Here is a 20,178-nt window from a genome sequence, read left to right as displayed (position 1 = left end):
CCCGACAGCAGCACAGGAACCCAGATCGTGTAGCGTGGGCGAGGGATCGGCAGCCTGCATTTTCGGACCATGCTCTCTCCGGTTCGTTTCGGTCATTAAGCGCGTGTTAGGTGAATCATGGCTTAACGCGGCTATGGAAAATCTTGCCATCGTCGACACGAAACTGGGGCCGCTGGCTTGGGGCCACGAGGTAGACGCCCTCGGCGGCGGGGCCTTGCAGCAGCACTGGACCTATGGAGAGATCGCGGCACTGAAAGGGTGTCGGGTACGCCGGTGCGAAGTGTTGCTTGGGTCGCAACGGATCGCGATGGCGCAGGTAATCGGGCGCCGCGGGTTCTGGCTGCTCGGTCGCGGCCCCGTGCTTGCGCCTGGCGTGTCGGTCAGGCCGGTGCTTCGGGCGCTGGCTCGCGCGCTAAGCGGGGCGCTGATCGCCACGCCAGAGGTTGCCTGCGAGGGGTGGGGCCTTTTCCCGCTTGTCACGCCGCGCCACCATGCGATCTGGGATCTGGTGCCAGACGCCGGAACTCTGCGCGCGGGGCTGGCGGGGAAGTGGCGCAACCGCTTGGCTGTCGCGGAGCGCACCGCTCTGAGGGTGGAGATAGACCGCGCGCCGGATTGGCTGATTGCAGCGGAGGACGCTCAGCGTCGCGCCCGCGGCTACCGAGGGCCGCCAGGTGATTTTGCGCAGGCCTGGGGCAGGGCCGAAGCGGGTGGGCTGCTCGCGCTCAAAGCGACGCTGCGGGGCGCGCCGATCGCCGGGATGATCTTTTTGCGCCACGGCAGCATGGCCAGCTATCACATCGGCTGGACCGGCCCCGAGGGGCGCAGCCACCACGCGCATAACCTGCTGCTTTGGCGCGCGGCCGAGATCCTGCACGGGCAAGGTGTGCAATCTCTCGATCTGGGCGATGCGAACTCTGAGGAGGGCGCAGACCTGATGCGGTTCAAGCTGGGAACAGGGGCAGTGGCGCGCGCTCTCGGCGCCACCTGCCTTGTCATACCCGGTCAGGCGCGTTTAGCGCGTTCGTGAAAGATGAAGCCGAGGAAGTTCAGCAGCACCTGCGCGGCCAGGATCGGGGTCGAGCCGGCGGGGTCGTAGTCGGGCGCCACCTCGACCAGGTCAATGCCGACGACGTCATGCTCGCGCGCGATGCCTTGCAGGATTTCCAGCACCTCATAGTAAAGGAACCCGCCATGCGATGGCGTTCCGGTACCTGGCGCGATCGAGGGGTCGAAACCGTCGATGTCGATAGTGACATAGATGCGCGCGCCCTTGGGGATGCGCGACAGCACGCCCTCGGTGCCCAGACGGCGTACCTGCCGCACCGAGAGGATATCGTCACCCATGGCGCGGGCGGCCTCGTATCCGTCTTGCGTGGTTGAGCTGACATTGCGGATGCCAAGCGCGGTGATGCCCGAGACGAAGTCCTTCTCGGCTGCACGACGCATCGGGTTGCCGTGTCCGTGCCGCACCCCGTGGCGCACATCGACAAAATCCAGATGCGCGTCGATTTGGACGATGTGGATCGGGCCGTCCTTGGCGCAGGTCTCGTCGAAGGCCCGGATGCAGGGGATGTTGATCGAGTGATCGCCGCCGATCACCACGGGCAGGGCGCCCGCCTTGAGGATCGCGCGCACTCCGGCCTCGATATTGGCGTGGCTCGTTTCGGTGTCAGTATGGACGATGTCGGCGTCGCCGATATCCACGATGCGCACATCGCCGCCCAGATAGACGGCGTCGTCCTCATGGTCATAGGCGCCTGCATGGCCAAATGAAAACAGCGTCGAGGCCTCGCGCACCGAGCGCGGCCCGAACCGTGCCCCGGACCGAAACTGGGTGCCAAAGTCGAAGGGCGCGCCGAGGATGGCAATATCCGCATCGATCTTGCTCCAGTCCTCGACATAGGGGCGCTTGCCGAAGGTTGCGATGCCGACGAAGGGCAGGTTGAGACGCCCCGTCTCGTATGAATGCCGCGCCATATTGTCTCCTGTCATTTCCCGGCCAAGCCGTGCATGAGCATCTTGCAACGGCGCGTGCGGGGCTGCTAGCCCTGCTGTAGTCAATTCGCGGACGAGGACGAAACGATGGCATTCAAGGCACCCACCCCGACACCGAAAGGTCTTTGGCGGCGCACGCCTCCGGCGATCTTCCCGCCCGTCCTGGGGCTCTTGGGGCTGGCGCTTGCGTGGCGGCGGGGCGAGGGCGAGTTTGCCCTGCCGACCGGCCTTTCCGATATGTTCATCGGGGCGATCACCCTGTTGGCGTTGTTCGCCGTGCTGACCTATGTCGTCAAGTTCGCGCGCCGCCCGGCCGTGGTGCTGGAGGATCTGCGCATCCTGCCCGGCCGCGCCGGTCTGGCTGCGGGCGTGCTGAGCCTTTATCTGCTGGCCGCCGCCATCGGCCCCATGGCGCCAAGCGAGGCGCGGCCGATCCTGCTTCTGGGGTTGGGGATTCACCTGCTGTTCAATATCGCTGTCATCTGGACCTTCGCGAAAGGCCCGGCCGAGCAGCGCCGCGTGAACCCGGTGTGGCATCTGACCTTCACGGGTTGGATCGTCGGCGCGATGGTCGCGCAAAGCCTTGGCCTGCCGCAGCTTGGCAAGGTGCTGTTTGTCGTGGCGCTTGTGGCCGGGGTGGCGATCTGGGCGGCCTCGGCGCGCCAGTTCCAGCGTGAAAGCGTTCCCGCGCCGCTGCGCCCGCTTCTGGCCATTCACCTCTCGCCTGCGGCGCTCTTTGGCACCGTGGCGGCGGGCATGGGGGCTGCGAACCTCGCGCAGGCCTTCGCGATCATCTCGGCGGTTCTGCTGGCGGTCATGGTGGTCAAGGCGCGCTGGCTGCTTGAATCCGGGTTTTCGCCGATGTGGGGGGCCTTGACCTTCCCGGTCGCCGCGACGGCCAATTGCTGGCTGGCGGTGGGCGGTGTGTGGCGTCTGCCCGGCGCACTCATGCTGATCGCGGCCACGCTGCTTATCATCCCTATCGCGGCCAAGATCCTGAAACTCTGGGCCAAGGGGCAACTTGCCGTGAAAACCAACGCCGCCATCGCCTGAGGGGCTTGCAAAGCGCGGCCAGCCATGAAACAGGGGCGTGCCAAACGTGCCCTGCCAAGGAGGCTTCCCATGCAGATTCGTGAGGCTCTCACCTTTGACGACGTGCTCCTCGTTCCGGCCGCATCTTCGGTGCTGCCGTCGGAGGCCGATGTCTCCACATTTGTGACGAAGGCGATCCGTCTGAACATCCCGCTTCTGTCCTCGGCGATGGATACCGTGACCGAGGCCAAGATGGCGATTGCCATGGCGCAGGCGGGCGGCATGGGGGTGATCCACCGCAACCTGAGCGTCGAGCAGCAGGCCGCCGAGGTCAGCCGCGTGAAGCGCTTTGAATCCGGTATCGTCTACAATCCGATCACCCTGACGCCTGATCAGACGCTGGCCGACGCCAAGGCGCTGGTCGAGCGCTTCAACGTCTCGGGTTTCCCGGTTGTGGATGCCGCTGGCCGCGTCGTCGGCATCGTCACCAACCGCGACATGCGCTTTGCTTCGGATGATCGTACGCCGGTGCGCGCCATGATGACGGCCGATAACCTGGCCATCCTGCGCGAGCCCGCCGACCGTCAGGAAGCGATGCAACTGATGAAGGCGCGCCGGATCGAGAAGCTGCTGGTGGTGAACGCTGAGGGCAAGCTGACCGGTCTTCTGACGCTCAAAGACAGCGAGAAGTCCGTGCTGCACCCGCTGGCCTGCAAGGACGAGATGGGCCGCCTACGCGCCGCGGCAGCCTCGACCGTGGGCGACGCGGGCTATGAGCGTAGCTGCGCCCTGATCGAGGCGGGCTGCGACCTGATCGTGATCGACACCGCGCATGGCCACTCGGAAGGCGTCGCCAAGGCCGTCGAGCGCGTGAAGAAGTTCAATTCGACCGTTCAGGTCGTCGCGGGCAACGTCGCCACGGGCGAGGCCACGCGCGCGCTGATCGGTTCTGGCGCGGATGCGGTCAAGGTGGGCATTGGCCCGGGCTCGATCTGCACCACGCGGATCGTGGCGGGCGTGGGCGTGCCGCAGCTGACGGCGATCATGGATGCCTGCTCGGGCGCGGGCGAGACGCCGATCATCGCGGATGGCGGCATCAAGTTCTCGGGCGATTTCGCCAAGGCGATCGCGGCGGGCGCCAGCTGCGCCATGGTCGGCTCGGCCATCGCGGGCACCGATGAAAGCCCGGGCGAGGTGATCCTGTACCAGGGTCGCTCGTATAAATCCTACCGTGGCATGGGCAGCCTTGGCGCCATGGCGCGCGGCTCGGCCGACCGCTACTTCCAGAAGGATGCGGCCTCGGACAAGCTGGTGCCCGAAGGGATCGAGGGGCAGGTGCCCTACAAGGGTTCTGTCGCGGCTGTTCTGCACCAGATGGTGGGCGGCCTGCGCGCAGCCATGGGCTACACCGGGCACGGCACCGTTTCCGGCATGCGTGGCGGCTGTGAGTTCGTGCGCATCACCGGCGCGGGCCTCAAGGAAAGCCACGTCCACGATGTGCAGATCACGCGCGAAAGCCCGAACTATCGCATCGGCTGATTGTTTTCGCCAAGCAAGTCCCAGAACCCCCGGCGCGATCCGCCGGGGGTTTTCTTTTGTCAGGATGACGCTCCAGCCGAAGGGCGCTCAAGCGTGCGAAGGAAAACCGGCGCGCGTGTTGCCTTGCGAGAGTCGCAAATGAAAAGGCCCCGGCATGGTCGCCGGGGCCTGATAGCTTTCTCGGGGTTTGATCACTCAACGAGGCGGAAGTAATCCAGCTCGAAATTGTCTTCCATACCCGTACCGCAGTAACCGGCAGAGGAGTTCGAGGTGGCGTCGATCTTGCCGCCCGAGATGATCGAGGAACCATTCACGCCATTCTCGTTGGCCTCGAAGATCACGTCACCTTTGGCGATGATCTGGCCGCCATACATCGAGAGACCGGAGGCGACCTTGAACCCGCCCTTGGTGACGATTTGCGCGCCGCCGCCTTCAGCACAACCGTCTTTCTTGCCAATGCGAAGATTCGACGGGGCGTAGATGCTTTGGTTGTCGGTCGAGGTGTTGACCAGAACCACGTCTTCAAGTGCGGCACCGGAGCTGAACTGCACAGGGCAATGCGCGATAATGACAACTTCCTTGATCAGCGGGCCGTCGATATTCACCCCGTTGCTCTTGCTGCAATACAGGTCGTAGACATTGCCGGCAACGAAGGTGCTTGTGGGGACATTACTGCCGATCAGATATTTCTTGCCCGGTTCCTTGATGTAGTCAGGCAGGCGCTCGGCGGATTCGCTCGACATATCCGCGATGATCTCGTCGATGCGGGACAGGATGCGGATCTGGTAGAAGTTCTCGCGCAGGGCCTCGGCCAGGCCTTCGTTCTTCTCGAACATCGAGTTCGGACCGTCGAGCAGATCAAGGCTTGGCATCGACACGATGGTGCCGCTTTCGAATTCGTTGTTCTGGTTGATCGAGATCCCGGTGTTCGAATGCAGGCAGAAGCCGTTTGAGAACAGGTTGTTCGACTGCAGGTCCAGTTGACCGTCGGCGATCCAGCCCTCGGTCAGGCACTTCGGGCGATAGGTCTCGGCAATGGCATAGGTCGCCACGTCCCAATAGCTGCGGCCGATGATGCGCATCAAATAGGTCGGGAGTTGGTTGCCGCGCGACTTGAGCCGCCCCGCAGATACGCGGACCGCGCTGCGCGAGGTAATATCGGGCGTAAAGACGAGCGTTTCTTCGTTCCAACGGCCGAAAGTGACATCGGCCTCAAGCACCGAGCCCGGATCCATCGTACCCAGGTTCATGTTTGCGATCGCCAGTGCCTTGTTGGTCGCGCTCTGTGCATCCATCGTGTTGCGCATGTACAGGCCGCCAAGAGCGGCGCTATCCACAGTTTCCTGAAGAACCGTTCGTGCGCGATAGACATTCGCCACGTCAAGGCTGAGGCCGCCAACGACAATGAAGATCGACATCCAGAAGATGGCAAGCAAGCTCAGCGCGCCGTCTTCCTTTCTGAACTGCGCAATGAACCGCTGCATTGCTCATTTCTCCCTATATTGATAGGCCGCTACGGTCAGGTTGGGAGCAATGGATGAGGGCAGCACGCCCAGAACTTGAACGTTGCGGAAAGGAATGCTGACGGTCGTGCTGAATACCCCGTCTTGCTCCTTGCTCGTTACGCTGACGGTCGATCCATAGTTCGCCAACCGCGCCTTTACGGTGTTTTCAGCAACCGACATGTCCGTAATGCGCCCGAGCGCAAGGGAACGATTGATGTCCTGAATCACACCCAGAATCCGCGAGTGCGTATGGAATACCATCGAAGCATCGACGATCAGGCAGAGCATGTAGACAAACAGCGGCAACCACAGGACGGCCTCGATCGAAGCCGAGCCTTCGTCACGGTGCAAGAAGCTGCGGATATTGAGGCGTCTGAACATGAATTCGCCTAAGGTCATAAGGATGGCTTTGTGCCGTGTGGTAAATTTCCCGAAAACATGTGGCCAAAAGATGGCGGGATTTTGGGCAGCAAGTGGCGTTTTTGACGGGAGCAATTTTTTTGCGGGATTTTGGGCCGAGCGGAGGCAATATGACGGTCTCGTGACTGCGGAAATGTGGCGGAATGATGGCGATGTGGCGTTTGCATCCCGGCGTTTACATGGCCTCGAATCGCTCGACCCTTAACGGTTGTGGCGTTAGGAGGGCCGCGAAGGAGACGCCATGACCCCCGCTGCTCGCATTCAGGCCGCTATCGAAATTCTGGATCAAACGCTTGCGGGCTCTCCCGCTGAGCAGGTTCTGACCAACTGGGCGCGCGCGCATCGGTTCGCGGGTTCGGGCGACCGCGCGGCGATCCGCGACCACGTTTACGAGGCGTTGCGCCGCCGCGGGTCTTTGGCGCATCTGGGCGGCGGGCTGAGCGGACGCGGTCTGATGATCGGTCTAGCACGCGCGGAATGCCTTGATCTTGAAAGAATCTTTTCCGGAGAACGTTTCGCCCCCGCGCCGTTAACCGCGTCCGAGGTCGTGCCTGTAGACCCCGCTGATGCTTGGCTCGACTGGCCTGCCTGGCTGCGTCCTGCCCTTGAGGAAAGCCAAGCTGAGAAGGCCGCGCCGATCGTCACGGCGATGCAGAGCCGCGCGCCGGTGTTCCTGCGCGTCAACCTTGCCAAGGCGGACCCCGCGCTGGCGATCTCCATGCTGGCTGAGGACGGGATCGTCGCGCGCAGCCATCCGCTTGCCGCCACGGCGCTGGAGGTTGTGCAGGGCGAGCGCAAGATCAGCAGCAGTCGCGCTTACCAGTCCGGCGTCGTGGAATTGCAGGATGCGGCCTCGCAGGCGATTGCCTCGGTTCTGCCCATCGCTCCCGGAATGCGTGTGCTGGACTACTGCGCGGGCGGCGGGGGCAAGGCGCTTGCGCTGGCCGCGCGTGCGCCCGAGGCAGCCATTTTCGCGCATGATATCGACGCGGGGCGCATGCGCGATATTCCCGCCCGGGCCGCGCGGGCGGGTGCCCGGATCGGTGTGCGGAAGCCGGGCCAGCCCGGCGGTCCCTATGATCTTGTGGTGGTGGACGCGCCGTGCTCGGGCTCTGGCACATGGCGGCGGACACCCGAGGCGAAATGGGCGCTTACGCCTGATCGCTTGGAAGAACTCACGCGGATTCAGAGAGAGATCCTGTCGAGCGCACGCACCCTCGTGGCGCCTGGCGGGGCGCTGGCCTATATGACTTGCTCGCTTCTGGCTGATGAGAACGAACGACAAGTGGCAGCATTCCTGGCGGAAACCGGTTGGGCCGAGGACGCGCGGCTTGCGCTGACCCCGCTGGATGGTGCCGACGGGTTCTTTGCGTCAGTCTTGCGTCGGGCCGAGTGACAGATTAACGCACCTTCAGGTTGTGCTCTTGATGCCCTTAACAGGGCGTTAAGCGTTTTGCTGCCGAATGCGGGAAAGCGAATCTGAAAGGAAAGACGTTGGTGCAGCTCGAACGGCCTCAGCAGTCCCTCTTGAAAACAGCCGAGGCGCTGGCTGCAAGTGCGCCGATCCTGCTGCTCATAAGCGTTTTGGTCGGCGTGGCTGCATTCCGTGTGACCGACCGCGTCGCGCTGACGGTGATGCTATCGATCTCCGGGGCGTTTCTGGTTCTGGCGTCGCTTGTCACCGGTGCGCGCGTCCTGTCCCGGTATATTCAGGCGCAGGAATTGCGGCGGCTTGCGGATCTGATCACCCATGATGCGGTGGCCAGTTTCGCCACCGACCGCAGCGGTGCCGTGCAGATGCAAAATCGCGCCGCGATGGAGCGCTTTGGCCCACGCGAAAAGCTGACGCTGGCCAGCACGCTCGGAGAGCTGTTTGCCGAGCCGCGCTCGGTCCTGCTGCGGCTACAGGGCAGGGCTTACGCGCTTGGCTCCGCTCAGGAAGAGGTTGCGACCCGCAAGGGGCTGATGCGGATCTCGGTGCATTGCGCGGGTGACGACGTCCTTTTGTGGCGTATCGAGGAGTATGCAGAGACCGGCGGGACACGCGGCCCTGAGGTTACGCGGCTGCCGATGATGACCGTCTCACGGTCGGGCACAATTCTGTTCATGAACGAGGCCCTGCGGCACCTGATTGGCGCGCGCCATTCAACGATTGAGCAGATCTCCGAGATGCCCCTGGTTGGGGGAGAGGAGCGGGTGATCCCTTCCGTGGATGGCCCCTTGCGCTGTGTGATCGCCGAGATAGATCTTGGCGCGGGGCGGCGCGAGATCTACCTCGTGCCGGTCGCATCCGCCCGCACGGCTGACGATCTGACGGCCTTCGAGAGCCTCCCGGTCGCGCTCATGCGCCTTGACGCAGAGGGGCGTATTTCGGCCGCGAACCTGGCTGCGCGGGCTCTCATAGGGCAAATCGCCGAGAATGCGCGGCTCTTCGATGTGTTCGAGGGGCTCGGTCGCCCGATCGAGGATTGGGTGCGCGACGCGCTGACCGGGCGGGCTGACCGCCGCCCCGAGGTCATGCGGGTGCGCCGTGCCGAGCCGGAGAAGTATTTGCAGATCACGCTCAGCCGGGTGGTCGAGAATGGGCAGCAGGGTCTGGTCGGCGTGATTTCGGACGCAACCCAGCTCAAGACGCTTGAGGCGCAGTTTGTCCAAAGCCAGAAAATGCAGGCCATCGGGCAGCTTGCGGGTGGCGTCGCGCATGATTTCAACAACCTTCTGACCGCGATTTCAGGGCATTGCGATCTGCTGATGCTGCGCCACGACAAGGGGGACCCGGACTACGCGGACCTCGATCAGATCAGCCAGAACGCCAACCGGGCAGCGTCTCTGGTGGGGCAATTGTTGGCATTCTCGCGCAAGCAGACGCTCAAGCCAAAGGTGATTGACCTGCGCGACACCCTGTCTGACCTGTCGCATCTGCTGAACCGGCTGGTGGGTGAGAAGGTGACGCTGACGGTTTCTCATGATCTGGGTCTGCCGCCGATCCGTGCCGACAAACGACAGTTGGAACAGGTGATCATGAACCTCGTGGTGAATGCGCGCGACGCAATGCCTCGGGGGGGCGAGATCCGGATCGAAACCGAGAAGCTGAAGCTCTCCCAAGAACTCAGCCGTGACCGAGCCTGTGTGCCGAAGGGCGATTACGTGGTCGTGCGGGTCATCGACGAGGGCATTGGCATCGCACCCGAGAATCTCAGCAAGGTCTTCGAGCCGTTTTACACAACCAAGCGGACGGGCGAGGGGACGGGGCTAGGGTTATCGACCGCATATGGGATCGTGAAGCAGACCGGCGGCTATATCTTTTGTGACTCCGTTCCGGGGGCGGGCACGACGTTCAGCCTCTATCTTCCGGCCCTTGATCATGGGGTAGAGGCACTTGCCTATGAAGCGCCGACCCCCTCGGTCAGAGCCGCAGCAGTCGAACCTGGGGCGACGGTGCTGCTGGTCGAGGATGAAACGCCGGTGCGCGCTTTCGCGTCACGCGCGCTCAGGTTGCGGGGCTATTCGGTGCTTGAGGCAGAGAGTGGCGAAGAGGCGCTGAAAATGCTCGAAAACAATGACTTGCAGGTCGATGCTTTTGTGACCGATGTGATCATGCCTGGCTTGGACGGACCAAGCTGGGTGACGCAGGCACTCCGCGCCCGAGCCGGCACGCCCGTCGTCTTCATGTCCGGCTATGCCGAGGATGTCTTTACCGAGGGTCGCGCGCCGATCCCGAATTCGGTCTTCCTGCCCAAGCCATTCTCGTTGAGCGAGCTGACTGCCACCGTCCAGAACCAGATCGCAAAGTGTATGGCGGCGGCCTGAACGCTGTCAGCCGATGACCCGGTAGAGGTCGATGTCACGTGTCATGGCAACCCGTAACGCGGCCTCGGTCGCGGGTGAGAGCTTGACATCCACCGCCGGCGGGACGTTCACGCGGGGCAGCGTGATCGCACAATCGAGACGGTCCTCAAGAAATTGGATGAACTGGTCGATCGCCTCATATCGGAAGACCCGATCGACAAGCAGCTTGCCGGTACTGTCCGTCAGGATCTCGGACTGGGTGCCCACGGCCGCATGGGCGGGTTGCACCGCCGAGATATAGTCGCGCGCGAAGGCATCGAAGCTCAGGCCGCTCATCGGGTGCTGCGGGTCGTCGTAATCATCGCGCTGCCGGAACCGATACCATGACCGCAGCCACTCGATCGGTTCGCGCATCAGGGCGACCGTTGTGAATTCGGCGCCCGCGCGCTCTGAAAGGCAGGGGCCGATGTGCCGGTAAAAATCCACGGCACTCATATGTTTGAGTTCCGCGGGGCGCTGCATGACAACCGAGGCCAGCGGCTCGAGTGCCGCCTCGACGGCGCTAGAGCCAGCCTTCGGTGTGGCCAGGAACACCAGCCGTTGCTCCCAAAAGATCAGCATTTTCCCTCGCGCGCGATTTCCACCCTCAATAGTGGTGCCGAAGGACGACGTAAACGGGTCATTAACCAACAAGGTGAATGATTGGTTTATAGAATCATGTTGAAATGTTCTCATTTTGTGCTCATACAGATGAGAACATGAGGCGAACATCACGCGGTTTCGGTTCGATTGCCGATCAGTCTGCGCTGTGGGATAAGAAGGGGACGAAGCAATGGCGGGCCTGTTTGAGATGAACGACAAGGGTAAGGCGGACAAGCAAAAGGCGCTGGAATCGGCGCTGGCGCAGATCGAGCGGCAGTTCGGTAAAGGCTCGATCATGAAGCTTGGGGGCGATAACCCCGCGGCGGAGATCGAGGCGACCTCGACCGGTTCGCTCGGCCTCGATATCGCGCTTGGGATCGGCGGCCTGCCGAAGGGCCGTATCGTTGAGATTTACGGCCCGGAAAGCTCTGGCAAGACCACGCTGACGCTGCACGCCATCGCGGAAGAGCAGAAGAAGGGCGGCGTTTGCGCGTTTGTGGATGCCGAACATGCGCTCGACCCGCAGTATGCGCGCAAGCTCGGCGTAAATCTCGATGAGCTGCTGATCTCTCAGCCCGACACAGGTGAGCAGGCGCTTGAGATTGTCGATACGCTGGTGCGCTCGGGCGCTGTCAGCATGGTCGTGGTTGACTCTGTCGCGGCACTGACGCCGAAGGCCGAGATCGAGGGCGACATGGGCGATGCCACGGTGGGCGCGCAGGCCCGTCTGATGAGCCAGGCGATGCGGAAGCTGACGGCGTCGATCGGGCGCTCGAACTGCATGGTGATCTTCATCAACCAGATCCGCATGAAGATCGGCGTGATGTTCGGCAACCCGGAGACGACCTCGGGCGGCAACGCTCTCAAGTTCTACGCCTCGGTGCGCCTGGATATCCGTCGGATCGGCGCGATCAAGGACCGTGACGAGGTGGTCGGTAACCAGACCCGCGTCAAGGTCGTCAAGAACAAGGTGGCTCCGCCCTTCCGGCAGGTCGAGTTCGACATCATGTATGGCGAGGGGATTTCGAAGGTTGGCGAGTTGATCGACCTGGGCGTGAAGGCCGGGGTCGTCGAAAAGTCGGGCGCCTGGTATTCCTATGGCGATGAGCGCATCGGCCAGGGCCGCGAGAACGCGAAGCAGTTCCTGCGCGACCATCCCGATATCGCCTATGAGATCGAAGACAAGATCCGCGCGAGCCACGGCCTCGATTTTGGCGGCTCGGATGAGGATGCGGTGACCGAGGAGTGATTGCCTCGATCCTCGACGTGTATCGGGCCGCGCCATCAGGTGCGGCCCTTTCGCTTTAGCGGGGCGCCTCACATCCGATCCTGTGGGAACGGATCTGCGGCGCATTGAATCGGTGCCGCGTTCCCGATCTGCGGAGCTTATTGGCAATCTGCTGTTTGCCTTGCTGGACAGGGGGCAGGGCGCGGGTTAAACGGGGAAAAATCCCTATGAGGCGCCGAAGACATGCCCAGCCTGAACGATATCCGCTCCACCTTCCTGAACTACTTCGAACGCAACGGTCACCGCGTCGTTGAAAGCTCGCCTCTGGTCCCGCGCAACGACCCGACGCTGATGTTCACGAACTCCGGCATGGTGCAGTTCAAGAACTGCTTCACGGGCCTCGAGAAACGCGATTACGTGCGCGCGACGACGGCGCAGAAATGCGTGCGCGCGGGCGGCAAGCATAACGACCTCGACAACGTGGGCTATACTGCGCGCCACCATACGTTCTTCGAAATGCTGGGGAATTTCAGCTTCGGCGATTACTTCAAGAAAGAAGCGATCCCCTTTGCGTGGGAGCTGATCACCAAGGATTTCGGCATCGATGCCAAGCGTCTGCTGACCACCGTCTATCACACCGACGACGAGGCCTTCGAGATCTGGAAGAAAGTCGGCGTGCCCGAGGACCGGATCATCCGCATCGCGACCTCGGATAACTTCTGGCAGATGGGCCCGACCGGCCCCTGCGGCCCCTGCACCGAGATCTTCTACGACCACGGCGACCACATCTGGGGCGGTCCGCCCGGCTCGGCCGATGAGGATGGCGACCGCTTCATCGAAATCTGGAACGTCGTGTTCATGCAGAACGAGCAGTTCGAGGATGGCTCGATGCGCGCGCTCGACATGCAGTCGATCGACACCGGCATGGGGCTTGAGCGGATCGGCGCGCTCTTGCAGGGCAAGCACGACAACTACGACACCGACCTGATGCGCAGCCTGATCGAGGCCTCGGCGCATGCGACCTCGGCTGATCCCGATGGCCCGGGCAAGGTGCATCACCGTGTGATCGCGGACCACCTGCGCTCCACCTCGTTCCTGATTGCTGACGGTGTGATGCCCTCGAACGATGGCCGCGGCTATGTTCTGCGCCGCATCATGCGCCGCGCCATGCGCCACGCGCATATGCTGGGCGCCAAGGACCCGGTGATGTACAAGCTGGTGCCGGCGCTGGTGCGCCAGATGGGCGCCGCTTACCCGGAACTGACGCGCGCGCAGGCGCTGATCGAAGAGACGCTGAAGCTGGAGGAAACCCGTTTCAAGCAGACGCTCGACCGTGGCCTCAAGCTGCTCGATGACGAACTCTCGCGCTTGCCGGAAGGTGGGAACCTGCCGGGTGAGGCTGCGTTCAAGCTCTATGATACCTATGGCTTCCCGCTTGACCTGACGCAGGACGCGCTGCGCGAAAAGGGCCGCGCGGTCGATACCGACGGGTTCAACGCCGCGATGGACGAGCAGAAGGCCAAGGCGCGTGCGTCCTGGGCGGGCTCGGGCGAGGCGAAGGACGCGACCATCTGGTACGACATTGCCGAGGCCAAGGGTGTGACCGAGTTCCTCGGCTACGACACCGAAACCGCCGAGGGTCAGATCGTCGCGCTGGTCAATGAGGGCGCCGAAGTGGCCGAGGCCGCTGGCGCGGTTCAGATCGTCGTCAACCAGACCCCGTTCTATGCGGAATCGGGCGGTCAGGTCGGCGATGCGGGGATCATCCGCACCGAAACCGGCGAGGCCCGCGTGACCGACACCAAGAAGGTTGCTGGCGTCTTTATCCATCTGGCAGAGGTCACCTCGGGCAAGATCGTCAAGGGTCAGGCCGCAAAGCTTGAGGTGGATCACACGCGCCGTTCGGCCATCCGCGCGAACCACTCGGCCACGCACCTGCTGCATGAGGCCCTGCGCCGCGCACTTGGAGAGCATGTCGCGCAGAAGGGCTCGCTAAACGCCGAGGATCGTCTGCGCTTCGACTTCAGCCATGCCAAGTCGATGAGCGCCGAGGAAATCGCGCAGGTCGAGGCTGAGGTGAACGCCTTCATCCGCCAGAACACCCCGGTCGAGACCCGGATCATGACGCCCGACGACGCGCGTGGTCTTGGGGCGCAGGCGCTGTTTGGCGAAAAATACGGCGACGAAGTGCGCGTTGTGTCGATGGGCGAGCTTCTGGGTTCGGGCAAGGGCGCGGATGGCAAGACCTACTCGCTGGAGCTTTGCGGCGGCACCCATGTGCGGCGCACTGGCGACATCGGTGCCTTCGTCGCGCTTGGCGATAGCGCGTCCTCGGCCGGTGTGCGCCGGTTCGAGGCGCTGACCGGGCAGGCGGCGCTCGATCACCTCAAGGCGCAGAATGACCGTCTGGCCGAGGCCGCAGCCGCGCTGAAAACCTCGCCCTTGGATCTGGTCGAGCGCGTCAAGGCACTGGCGGAAGAGCGCAAGTCTCTGGCCAACGAAGTGGCGCAACTGCGTCGTGAACTGGCTATGGGCGGTGGCGCCGCTGGTGGACCGGAAGCAATTGACATCAATGGCTTGAAGTTCATTGCTCAGGTGGTTTCGGGGGTTTCCGGTAAGGATCTTCCGGCGCTGGTCGATGGGTTGAAGGACAAGATCGGCTCGGGCGCGGTGCTGGTTGTGGCCGACACCGGCGGCAAGGCAGCCGTGGCAGCCGGCGTGACCGCCGACAAGACGGACGTGATCAGCGCTGTCGATATGGTCAAGGCTGCGGCGGCTGCGCTTGGTGGCAAGGGCGGCGGTGGTCGCCCCGACATGGCACAGGCAGGGGGTGCGGATGCGTCGAAAGCCGATGAGGCCATCGCCGCCGTCAAAGCCGTCATTGCAGGAGAAATCTGATGCCCGGAGCCTACTGGATCGCCCATGTGAAAGTGACCAACCCCGAGGCCTACGCGAAATATGCAGCCGGGGCGACGGTGGCCATCGCTAATGCCGGGGGCAAGTTCCTTGCCCGCGGCGCGCGCTATGTTCAGCTTGAGGGCAATGACCGCGCGCGCAACGTCGTGGCGTGGTTCCCCAGCCTTGAGGCCGCCGAGGCCTGCTATCGCGGACCGGAATATCAAGCGGCGCTGGCCCATGCGAAAGGCGCCTCCGAGCGCGATCTCGTGATCGTCGAAGCGATCGAGTGACTTTTGGCTCGGCCGTAATTCGGTTACAGTGCGACCGAGCGAACCATTCAGGCGGGCAAACCGCCGGGCAAGAGGCAGAGCATGTGCCGTTGGGCGGCCTATGTCGGGCAACCGATTTTTCTGGATGAAATCATCAGCAGGCCGGGCCATTCGCTGATCCATCAAAGTCATTGCGCGACCCAGTGCCACACGGCGATCAACGCGGATGGTTTTGGCGTCGCTTGGTATGGTGAACCGACGCAACCGGGCCTCTACCGCGACGTGATGCCGGCCTGGTCCGACCCGAACCTGCGCTCGCTGACGGCCACGGTGAAATCGGCGCTGTTTCTGGCGCATGTGCGTGCCTCGACCGGCACGGCGACCTCGCGCAACAACTGCCATCCGTTCGTCGTGGGGCATTGGAGCTTCATGCACAACGGCCAGATCGGCGGTTACGATGCCTTCCGCCGCGCGGCCGAGATGATGATCCCCGACAGTCTCTACGCGCAACGCAAGGGTGCGACCGACAGCGAGGCGCTGTTCCTTGTGGCCCTCGGCGAGGGGCTTGAGGCCGACCCAAAGCGCGCGCTCGAACGGGCGGCCGCGCGGTTTGAGGCGCTTGCGCGTGAACGCGGCGGGGCACCGCATATGCGGTTGACGGCGGCCTTTTCCGACGGCGTTCGGCTTTATGCCGTGCGCTACGCCAGCGACGACGCGGCGCCGACGCTCTATCACAAATGGTCTGATACGCGGCGCGGGCGCGCAGTGGTCTCGGAGCCGCTTGAAGAGGATCAGTCGGATTGGGAAGAGATCCCGCCCGGTTCCTTCTGCACCTTCGAAGGCAAATCCGTCACGATCGAGCCTTTCCGGCCCGTTGCGCGCGTCGCAGCTGCCTGAGATCGCTTGGCAAGCGCGTTTCGGCGCGCTAACAAGATGCCATGAAGAACCGTGCCACCATCATTTGCATTATTTGCCGCTGACACACGTCACGCGGGCCGTTCTTCTCATTCCAAACGAGTGTTGAACCTGCTAAGCCCGCGCCGGGAAAGACCTGCGAGGACTTATGACCGAGATCCGCCTGCACAACACGAAAACCCGCCGCAAGGAGGTGTTCGAGCCGCTCGATCCGCAGAATGTGCGGATGTATCTGTGCGGCCCCACGGTCTATGACCGCGCGCATCTGGGCAATGCGCGGCCCGTCGTGGTGTTCGACGTGCTCTACCGGCTGCTACGGCAGGTCTACGGTGCGGATCACGTGACCTATGTGCGCAACTTCACCGACGTGGATGACAAGATCAACGCGACCGCGCTGGCGCGCAAGGAAGCCGGGGCCGAGGGCACGCTCGAAGAGCTGATCCGCGAGCGAACCGAAGAGACCATCGGCTGGTATCATGCCGATATGGACGCGCTTGGCGCCCTGCGCCCGAACTATGAGCCGCGCGCGACCGACTATATCGGCGCGATGATCGCCATGATCGCGGACCTGATCGAGAAGGACCACGCCTACGCCAAGGATGGCCATGTGCTGTTCCGCGTGCGCTCGTATCAGAACTACGGCGCGCTCTCGGGGCGGTCGGTCGATGACATGATCGCGGGCGCGCGGGTCGAGGTCGCGCCCTTCAAGGAAGACCCGATGGATTTCGTGCTCTGGAAGCCGTCGGATGACGAGCTTCCGGGCTGGGACAGCCCCTGGGGTCGCGGGCGCCCGGGTTGGCATATCGAATGCTCGGCCATGAGCTACGAACTGCTTGGCGCGAGCTTTGACATCCACGCAGGCGGGATCGACCTGCAATTCCCGCACCACGAAAACGAGATCGCCCAAAGCTGCTGCGCCCATCCCGAGGGGGGCTTTGCGCGCTTCTGGCTGCATAACGAGATGTTGCAGGTCGAGGGCAAGAAGATGTCCAAGAGCTTGGGCAACTTCTTCACCGTGCGCGACCTGCTGGATCAGGGCATCCCGGGCGAGGTGATCCGCTTCGTCTTCCTCCAGACGCATTACGGCAAGCCGATGGACTGGACGGCCGAAAAGGCCGCGCAGGCAGAGGCCACGTTGCGCAAGTGGCGTGGTCTCGTCGCGGGCATCGAGCCCGCGCCGAGCCCGGCTCCCTCGGTTGTCGCGGCGCTGGCTGATGACCTCAACACAGCGGGCGCCATTGCGGAGCTACATCAGATGGCCGGGGATCCGGCGCTGTTGAAAGCCTCTGCGGCCCTGCTTGGGCTTTTGGAGGATGGCATGGGCGAATGGGCCGAGGCGCCGCAGGTGGATCTGTCCGCCCATGCGGTTGCTCTGAGCAATATTCGTGCGAAAGCCATGGAAACCAAAGACTTCTCGGCTGTGGATGCGCTCAAATCGGCGCTGATGGCTGCCGGGGTCGAGGTGCGCATGTCGAAGGCCGGTGTCGAGCTGTTGCCCGGCGCGGGCTTCGACGCATCGAAATTGCCGGACGTTTGAGGCGGGGGGAGCAGATGGGCAAGGAACGCCTCTATCTATACGACACGACGCTGCGCGACGGGCAGCAGACGCAGGGTGTGCAATTCTCGGTGGCCGAGAAGGTCGCGCTGGCGAATGCGCTCGACCAGATCGGGATCGACTATATCGAGGGCGGCTGGCCCGGTGCGAACCCGACCGACAGCGATTTCTTCGCCGAGCGTCCGCAGACCCGCGCGACGTTCACGGCTTTTGGGATGACCAAGCGGGCAGGGCGTTCGGCCGCGAATGACGAGGTGCTGGCGGGCGTGATGAATGCCGCGACGCCTGCGGTCTGTCTGGTCGGCAAGACGCATGACTACCATGTCACTACGGCGCTTGGGATCACGCTGGACGAGAACCTCGAAAATATCTCGGCCTCGGTCGCGCATATGGTCGCCGAGGGGCGCGAGGCGCTGTTCGACGCCGAACATTTCTTTGACGGCTACAAGGCCAATGCGCCCTATGCGCTCGATTGCGTGCTCGCAGCCTATCGGGCCGGGGCGCGGTGGGTCGTGCTGTGCGACACCAACGGCGGCGCGCTGCCCCATGAGGTCAGCGAGATCGTCCGCGCGGTGATCGATGCGGGCATCCCGGGCGACCGGCTGGGTATTCATTGCCATGACGACACCGGGCAGGCGGTGGCGGCCTCGCTGGCGGCCGTTCTGGCGGGATGCCGTCAAATCCAGGGCACGCTGAACGGGCTTGGCGAGCGGTGCGGCAACGCGAACCTGACCTCTCTGATCCCGACGCTGCTGCTCAAGGAGCCTTTCCGCAGCCAGTTCGATATCGGCGTATCGCGCGACGCGCTGCGCGGGCTGACGAAGCTGTCGCGCAAGCTTGACGATATTCTGAATCGCGTGCCACTGCGCTCGGCGCCCTATGTCGGGGCCTCGGCTTTCGCGCATAAGGCGGGGCTGCATGCCTCGGCGATCCTCAAGGACCCCTCGACCTACGAGCATGTGGACCCGGCGACGGTGGGCAACGCGCGCCTGATCCCGATGTCGAACCAGGCGGGGCAGTCGAACCTGCGCGCGCGGCTTGTGTCGATGGGGATCGAGGTGGACCCGAAAGATCCGCGCCTCGTGCAGATCCTCGATGAGATCAAGCTGCGCGAGGATCAGGGCTATGCCTATGACGGTGCGCAGGCCTCGTTCGAGCTGGTGGCGCGGCGGGCGCTTGGGCTCTTGCCGAAGTTCTTCGAAGTCGAGCGCTATCGGGTGACGGTCGAGCGACGGCGCGATGCGCGGGGCAAGATGGCACATCTGTCCGAAGCGGTCGTCGTCGTGAACATCGGCGGCGAGCGGACGCTGAGCGTGTCAGAAGGCATCGTGGTGGATGGCACCGATGGCGGCCCGGTCAACGCGCTCTCGAAGGCATTGGCGAAGGATCTTGGGCCTTATCAGTGCATGATCGACGACATGAAGCTGGTCGATTTCCGCGTGCGCATCACGCAGGGCGGCACCGAGGCGGTCACCCGCGTCATCATCGATAGCGAGGACGGTCAGGGGCAGCGTTGGTCCACGGTTGGCGTCTCGCCGAACATAGTCGATGCCTCGTTCGAGGCGCTGCTTGAGGCGATCATGTGGAAGCTTCTACGCGACGGGGCGCAGCCGGTATGACCGCGCTGAGCGCCAGTTTGCGCGCAGCGGCCGAGCGCGTCGAGGCGGGCGACCCGGATCGGTTTCTTGCCACGATGGCGACCCGCGCTGATCTGCGCGACCGGCTCTGGCCGCTTTATGCCGCCAACCTCGAGATTGCCCGCGCGCCCTGGGCTTCGGCCGAACCGATGGTCGCCGAGATGCGCCTGCAATGGTGGGTCGATGCGCTGGAGGATCTGGCCGAGACCGGGCGCGAACCCGCGCATGAGATCGGCCCGGCCCTCGTGATGCTTCAGGGGCAGGCGGGGCTTCTGCGCGAAGTCGCAGAGGCGCGTCGGTGGGATTGCTGGCATGAGCCCTTCGAGGATGAGGCCGCTTTCGATAGCTATCTCGATGGCACGGCGGGAAATCTCTGTTGGGCTGCGGCACGTGCCTTGGGGGCGGATCCCGCTGCTGAGCCTGCGATTCGCGATTTTGCCTATGGCGCGGGCCTTGCCTCTTGGTTGGTTGCGGTTCCGGCGCTGGAAGCGCGCGGGCGTTACCCGCTGGTCGATGGCCGCCCCGAAGCGATCCGCGCGCTGGCGGCCAAGGGCCTTGCCCGGCTGAAAGCTGGCGAGGCGCAGGCCCAGGGCGCTGCGGCCCGCATCGCCTGCCTGCCGGGATGGCAGGCTGCGGGGCAGTTGAAGCGCGCGATTCAGAACCCCGCGCTGGTCGCGCAAGGCGCGCTTGCCGGGTCTGAGTTCGGACGTCGTGCGGGCCTTCTGTGGCGCGCGTTCCGCGCCGGGTGACG

At 63.8% G+C, this 20,178-nt stretch carries 16 protein-coding genes; 12 read left to right on the top strand and 4 right to left on the bottom strand.

Annotation, left to right across the window (positions count from 1 at the left end):
- Window positions 1-133 precede the first annotated feature (133 nt).
- Complete coding sequence (locus KTQ37_RS03775) at window positions 134-1,030, top strand: GNAT family N-acetyltransferase (protein WP_218629142.1); 897 nt, start codon at window positions 134-136, stop codon at window positions 1,028-1,030.
- On the opposite strand, the gene speB is transcribed toward KTQ37_RS03775, so the two are convergent.
- Window positions 1,006-1,980, bottom strand: coding sequence for an agmatinase (gene speB / locus KTQ37_RS03770; protein ID WP_218629141.1), 975 nt, complete (start codon window positions 1,978-1,980; stop codon window positions 1,006-1,008). The genes KTQ37_RS03775 and speB overlap by 25 nt on opposite strands.
- Window positions 1,981-2,085: 105 nt before the next feature.
- Here speB and KTQ37_RS03765 point away from each other — a divergent pair, with 105 nt between their 5' ends.
- Both KTQ37_RS03765 and guaB read left to right on the top strand, forming a co-directional pair.
- A complete protein-coding gene (locus KTQ37_RS03765; protein WP_218629140.1) occupies window positions 2,086-3,051 on the top strand; it encodes a TDT family transporter in 966 nt (321 codons plus the stop codon).
- A gap of 69 nt (window positions 3,052-3,120) precedes the next feature.
- Window positions 3,121-4,569, top strand: coding sequence for an IMP dehydrogenase (gene guaB / locus KTQ37_RS03760; RefSeq protein ID WP_218629139.1), 1,449 nt, complete (start codon window positions 3,121-3,123; stop codon window positions 4,567-4,569).
- Between the two features lie 191 nt (window positions 4,570-4,760).
- Here the strand turns inward: guaB and KTQ37_RS03755 are convergent, their stop codons facing one another.
- Window positions 4,761-6,053 (bottom strand): TadE/TadG family type IV pilus assembly protein, encoded by a 1,293-nt coding sequence (locus KTQ37_RS03755; RefSeq protein WP_218629138.1) that lies wholly within the window; start codon window positions 6,051-6,053, stop codon window positions 4,761-4,763.
- 3 nt (window positions 6,054-6,056) lie between these two features.
- On the bottom strand, window positions 6,057-6,455 hold the full coding sequence (locus KTQ37_RS03750) for a TadE/TadG family type IV pilus assembly protein (RefSeq protein WP_218629137.1): 399 nt from the start codon (window positions 6,453-6,455) through the stop codon (window positions 6,057-6,059).
- A gap of 280 nt (window positions 6,456-6,735) precedes the next feature.
- Between KTQ37_RS03750 and KTQ37_RS03745 the strand changes: the two genes are divergently transcribed.
- Together KTQ37_RS03745 and KTQ37_RS03740 are read left to right on the top strand one after the other, a co-directional pair.
- Complete coding sequence (locus KTQ37_RS03745; RefSeq protein ID WP_218629136.1) at window positions 6,736-7,890, top strand: RsmB/NOP family class I SAM-dependent RNA methyltransferase; 1,155 nt, start codon at window positions 6,736-6,738, stop codon at window positions 7,888-7,890.
- 131 nt (window positions 7,891-8,021) lie between these two features.
- Window positions 8,022-10,304 carry a hybrid sensor histidine kinase/response regulator gene (locus KTQ37_RS03740; RefSeq protein ID WP_236021059.1) on the top strand — a complete coding sequence of 761 codons (2,283 nt, stop codon included), beginning with the start codon at window positions 8,022-8,024 and terminating at the stop codon, window positions 10,302-10,304.
- Window positions 10,305-10,310: 6 nt separating this feature from the next.
- On the opposite strand, the gene KTQ37_RS03735 is transcribed toward KTQ37_RS03740, so the two are convergent.
- On the bottom strand, window positions 10,311-10,904 hold the full coding sequence (locus KTQ37_RS03735; RefSeq protein WP_218629135.1) for a sulfotransferase family protein: 594 nt from the start codon (window positions 10,902-10,904) through the stop codon (window positions 10,311-10,313).
- Between the two features lie 211 nt (window positions 10,905-11,115).
- Between KTQ37_RS03735 and recA the strand changes: the two genes are divergently transcribed.
- The 7 genes from recA (at window position 11,116) to KTQ37_RS03700 (ending at window position 20,176) form a co-directional block, all read left to right on the top strand.
- Complete coding sequence (gene recA / locus KTQ37_RS03730) at window positions 11,116-12,174, top strand: recombinase RecA (RefSeq protein ID WP_218629134.1); 1,059 nt, start codon at window positions 11,116-11,118, stop codon at window positions 12,172-12,174.
- A gap of 222 nt (window positions 12,175-12,396) precedes the next feature.
- Window positions 12,397-15,051: an alanine--tRNA ligase gene (gene alaS / locus KTQ37_RS03725; RefSeq protein ID WP_218629133.1), complete on the top strand. Its 2,655-nt coding sequence runs from the start codon at window positions 12,397-12,399 to the stop codon at window positions 15,049-15,051.
- The gene (locus KTQ37_RS03720) at window positions 15,051-15,341 is read left to right on the top strand and encodes a DUF1330 domain-containing protein (protein ID WP_218629132.1); all 291 of its coding nucleotides are present in this window, start codon (window positions 15,051-15,053) and stop codon (window positions 15,339-15,341) included. Before alaS ends, KTQ37_RS03720 begins: the two co-directional genes overlap by 1 nt.
- Window positions 15,342-15,422: 81 nt before the next feature.
- On the top strand, window positions 15,423-16,217 hold the full coding sequence (locus KTQ37_RS03715) for a class II glutamine amidotransferase (RefSeq protein ID WP_218629131.1): 795 nt from the start codon (window positions 15,423-15,425) through the stop codon (window positions 16,215-16,217).
- Between the two features lie 166 nt (window positions 16,218-16,383).
- The gene (gene cysS / locus KTQ37_RS03710; RefSeq protein WP_218629130.1) at window positions 16,384-17,772 is read left to right on the top strand and encodes a cysteine--tRNA ligase; all 1,389 of its coding nucleotides are present in this window, start codon (window positions 16,384-16,386) and stop codon (window positions 17,770-17,772) included.
- 14 nt (window positions 17,773-17,786) lie between these two features.
- Window positions 17,787-19,409: a citramalate synthase gene (cimA, locus tag KTQ37_RS03705; protein ID WP_218629129.1), complete on the top strand. Its 1,623-nt coding sequence runs from the start codon at window positions 17,787-17,789 to the stop codon at window positions 19,407-19,409.
- Window positions 19,406-20,176, top strand: coding sequence for a squalene/phytoene synthase family protein (locus KTQ37_RS03700; protein ID WP_218629128.1), 771 nt, complete (start codon window positions 19,406-19,408; stop codon window positions 20,174-20,176). The genes cimA and KTQ37_RS03700 overlap by 4 nt, the downstream gene beginning before the upstream one ends.
- The last annotated feature ends 2 nt before the right edge of the window (window positions 20,177-20,178 follow it).

It is taken from the genome of Sedimentimonas flavescens, assembly GCF_019264375.1.
Taxonomy (GTDB): Bacteria; Pseudomonadota; Alphaproteobacteria; order Rhodobacterales; family Rhodobacteraceae; genus Rhodobacter; species Rhodobacter flavescens.
The sequence above is the reverse complement of the archived record's forward strand: the minus strand, read 5'-3'. Positions and strand labels throughout refer to the sequence as shown.

What these genes read in the sequence shown, in the direction of transcription:
- cysS (WP_218629130.1), top strand. Translation starts at nt 16,384, where the DNA reads ATGACCGAGATCCGCCTGCACAACACGAAAACCCGCCGCAAGGAGGTG.
- recA (WP_218629134.1), top strand. Translation starts at nt 11,116, where the DNA reads ATGGCGGGCCTGTTTGAGATGAACGACAAGGGTAAGGCGGACAAGCAA.
- KTQ37_RS03715 (WP_218629131.1), top strand. Translation starts at nt 15,423, where the DNA reads ATGTGCCGTTGGGCGGCCTATGTCGGGCAACCGATTTTTCTGGATGAA.
- guaB (WP_218629139.1), top strand. Translation starts at nt 3,121, where the DNA reads ATGCAGATTCGTGAGGCTCTCACCTTTGACGACGTGCTCCTCGTTCCG.
- KTQ37_RS03745 (WP_218629136.1), top strand. Translation starts at nt 6,736, where the DNA reads ATGACCCCCGCTGCTCGCATTCAGGCCGCTATCGAAATTCTGGATCAA.
- KTQ37_RS03775 (WP_218629142.1), top strand. Translation starts at nt 134, where the DNA reads ATGGAAAATCTTGCCATCGTCGACACGAAACTGGGGCCGCTGGCTTGG.
- KTQ37_RS03765 (WP_218629140.1), top strand. Translation starts at nt 2,086, where the DNA reads ATGGCATTCAAGGCACCCACCCCGACACCGAAAGGTCTTTGGCGGCGC.
- KTQ37_RS03750 (WP_218629137.1), bottom strand. Translation starts at nt 6,455, where the DNA reads ATGTTCAGACGCCTCAATATCCGCAGCTTCTTGCACCGTGACGAAGGC.
- KTQ37_RS03735 (WP_218629135.1), bottom strand. Translation starts at nt 10,904, where the DNA reads ATGCTGATCTTTTGGGAGCAACGGCTGGTGTTCCTGGCCACACCGAAG.
- alaS (WP_218629133.1), top strand. Translation starts at nt 12,397, where the DNA reads ATGCCCAGCCTGAACGATATCCGCTCCACCTTCCTGAACTACTTCGAA.
- KTQ37_RS03720 (WP_218629132.1), top strand. Translation starts at nt 15,051, where the DNA reads ATGCCCGGAGCCTACTGGATCGCCCATGTGAAAGTGACCAACCCCGAG.
- speB (WP_218629141.1), bottom strand. Translation starts at nt 1,980, where the DNA reads ATGGCGCGGCATTCATACGAGACGGGGCGTCTCAACCTGCCCTTCGTC.
- KTQ37_RS03700 (WP_218629128.1), top strand. Translation starts at nt 19,406, where the DNA reads ATGACCGCGCTGAGCGCCAGTTTGCGCGCAGCGGCCGAGCGCGTCGAG.
- KTQ37_RS03755 (WP_218629138.1), bottom strand. Translation starts at nt 6,053, where the DNA reads ATGCAGCGGTTCATTGCGCAGTTCAGAAAGGAAGACGGCGCGCTGAGC.
- cimA (WP_218629129.1), top strand. Translation starts at nt 17,787, where the DNA reads ATGGGCAAGGAACGCCTCTATCTATACGACACGACGCTGCGCGACGGG.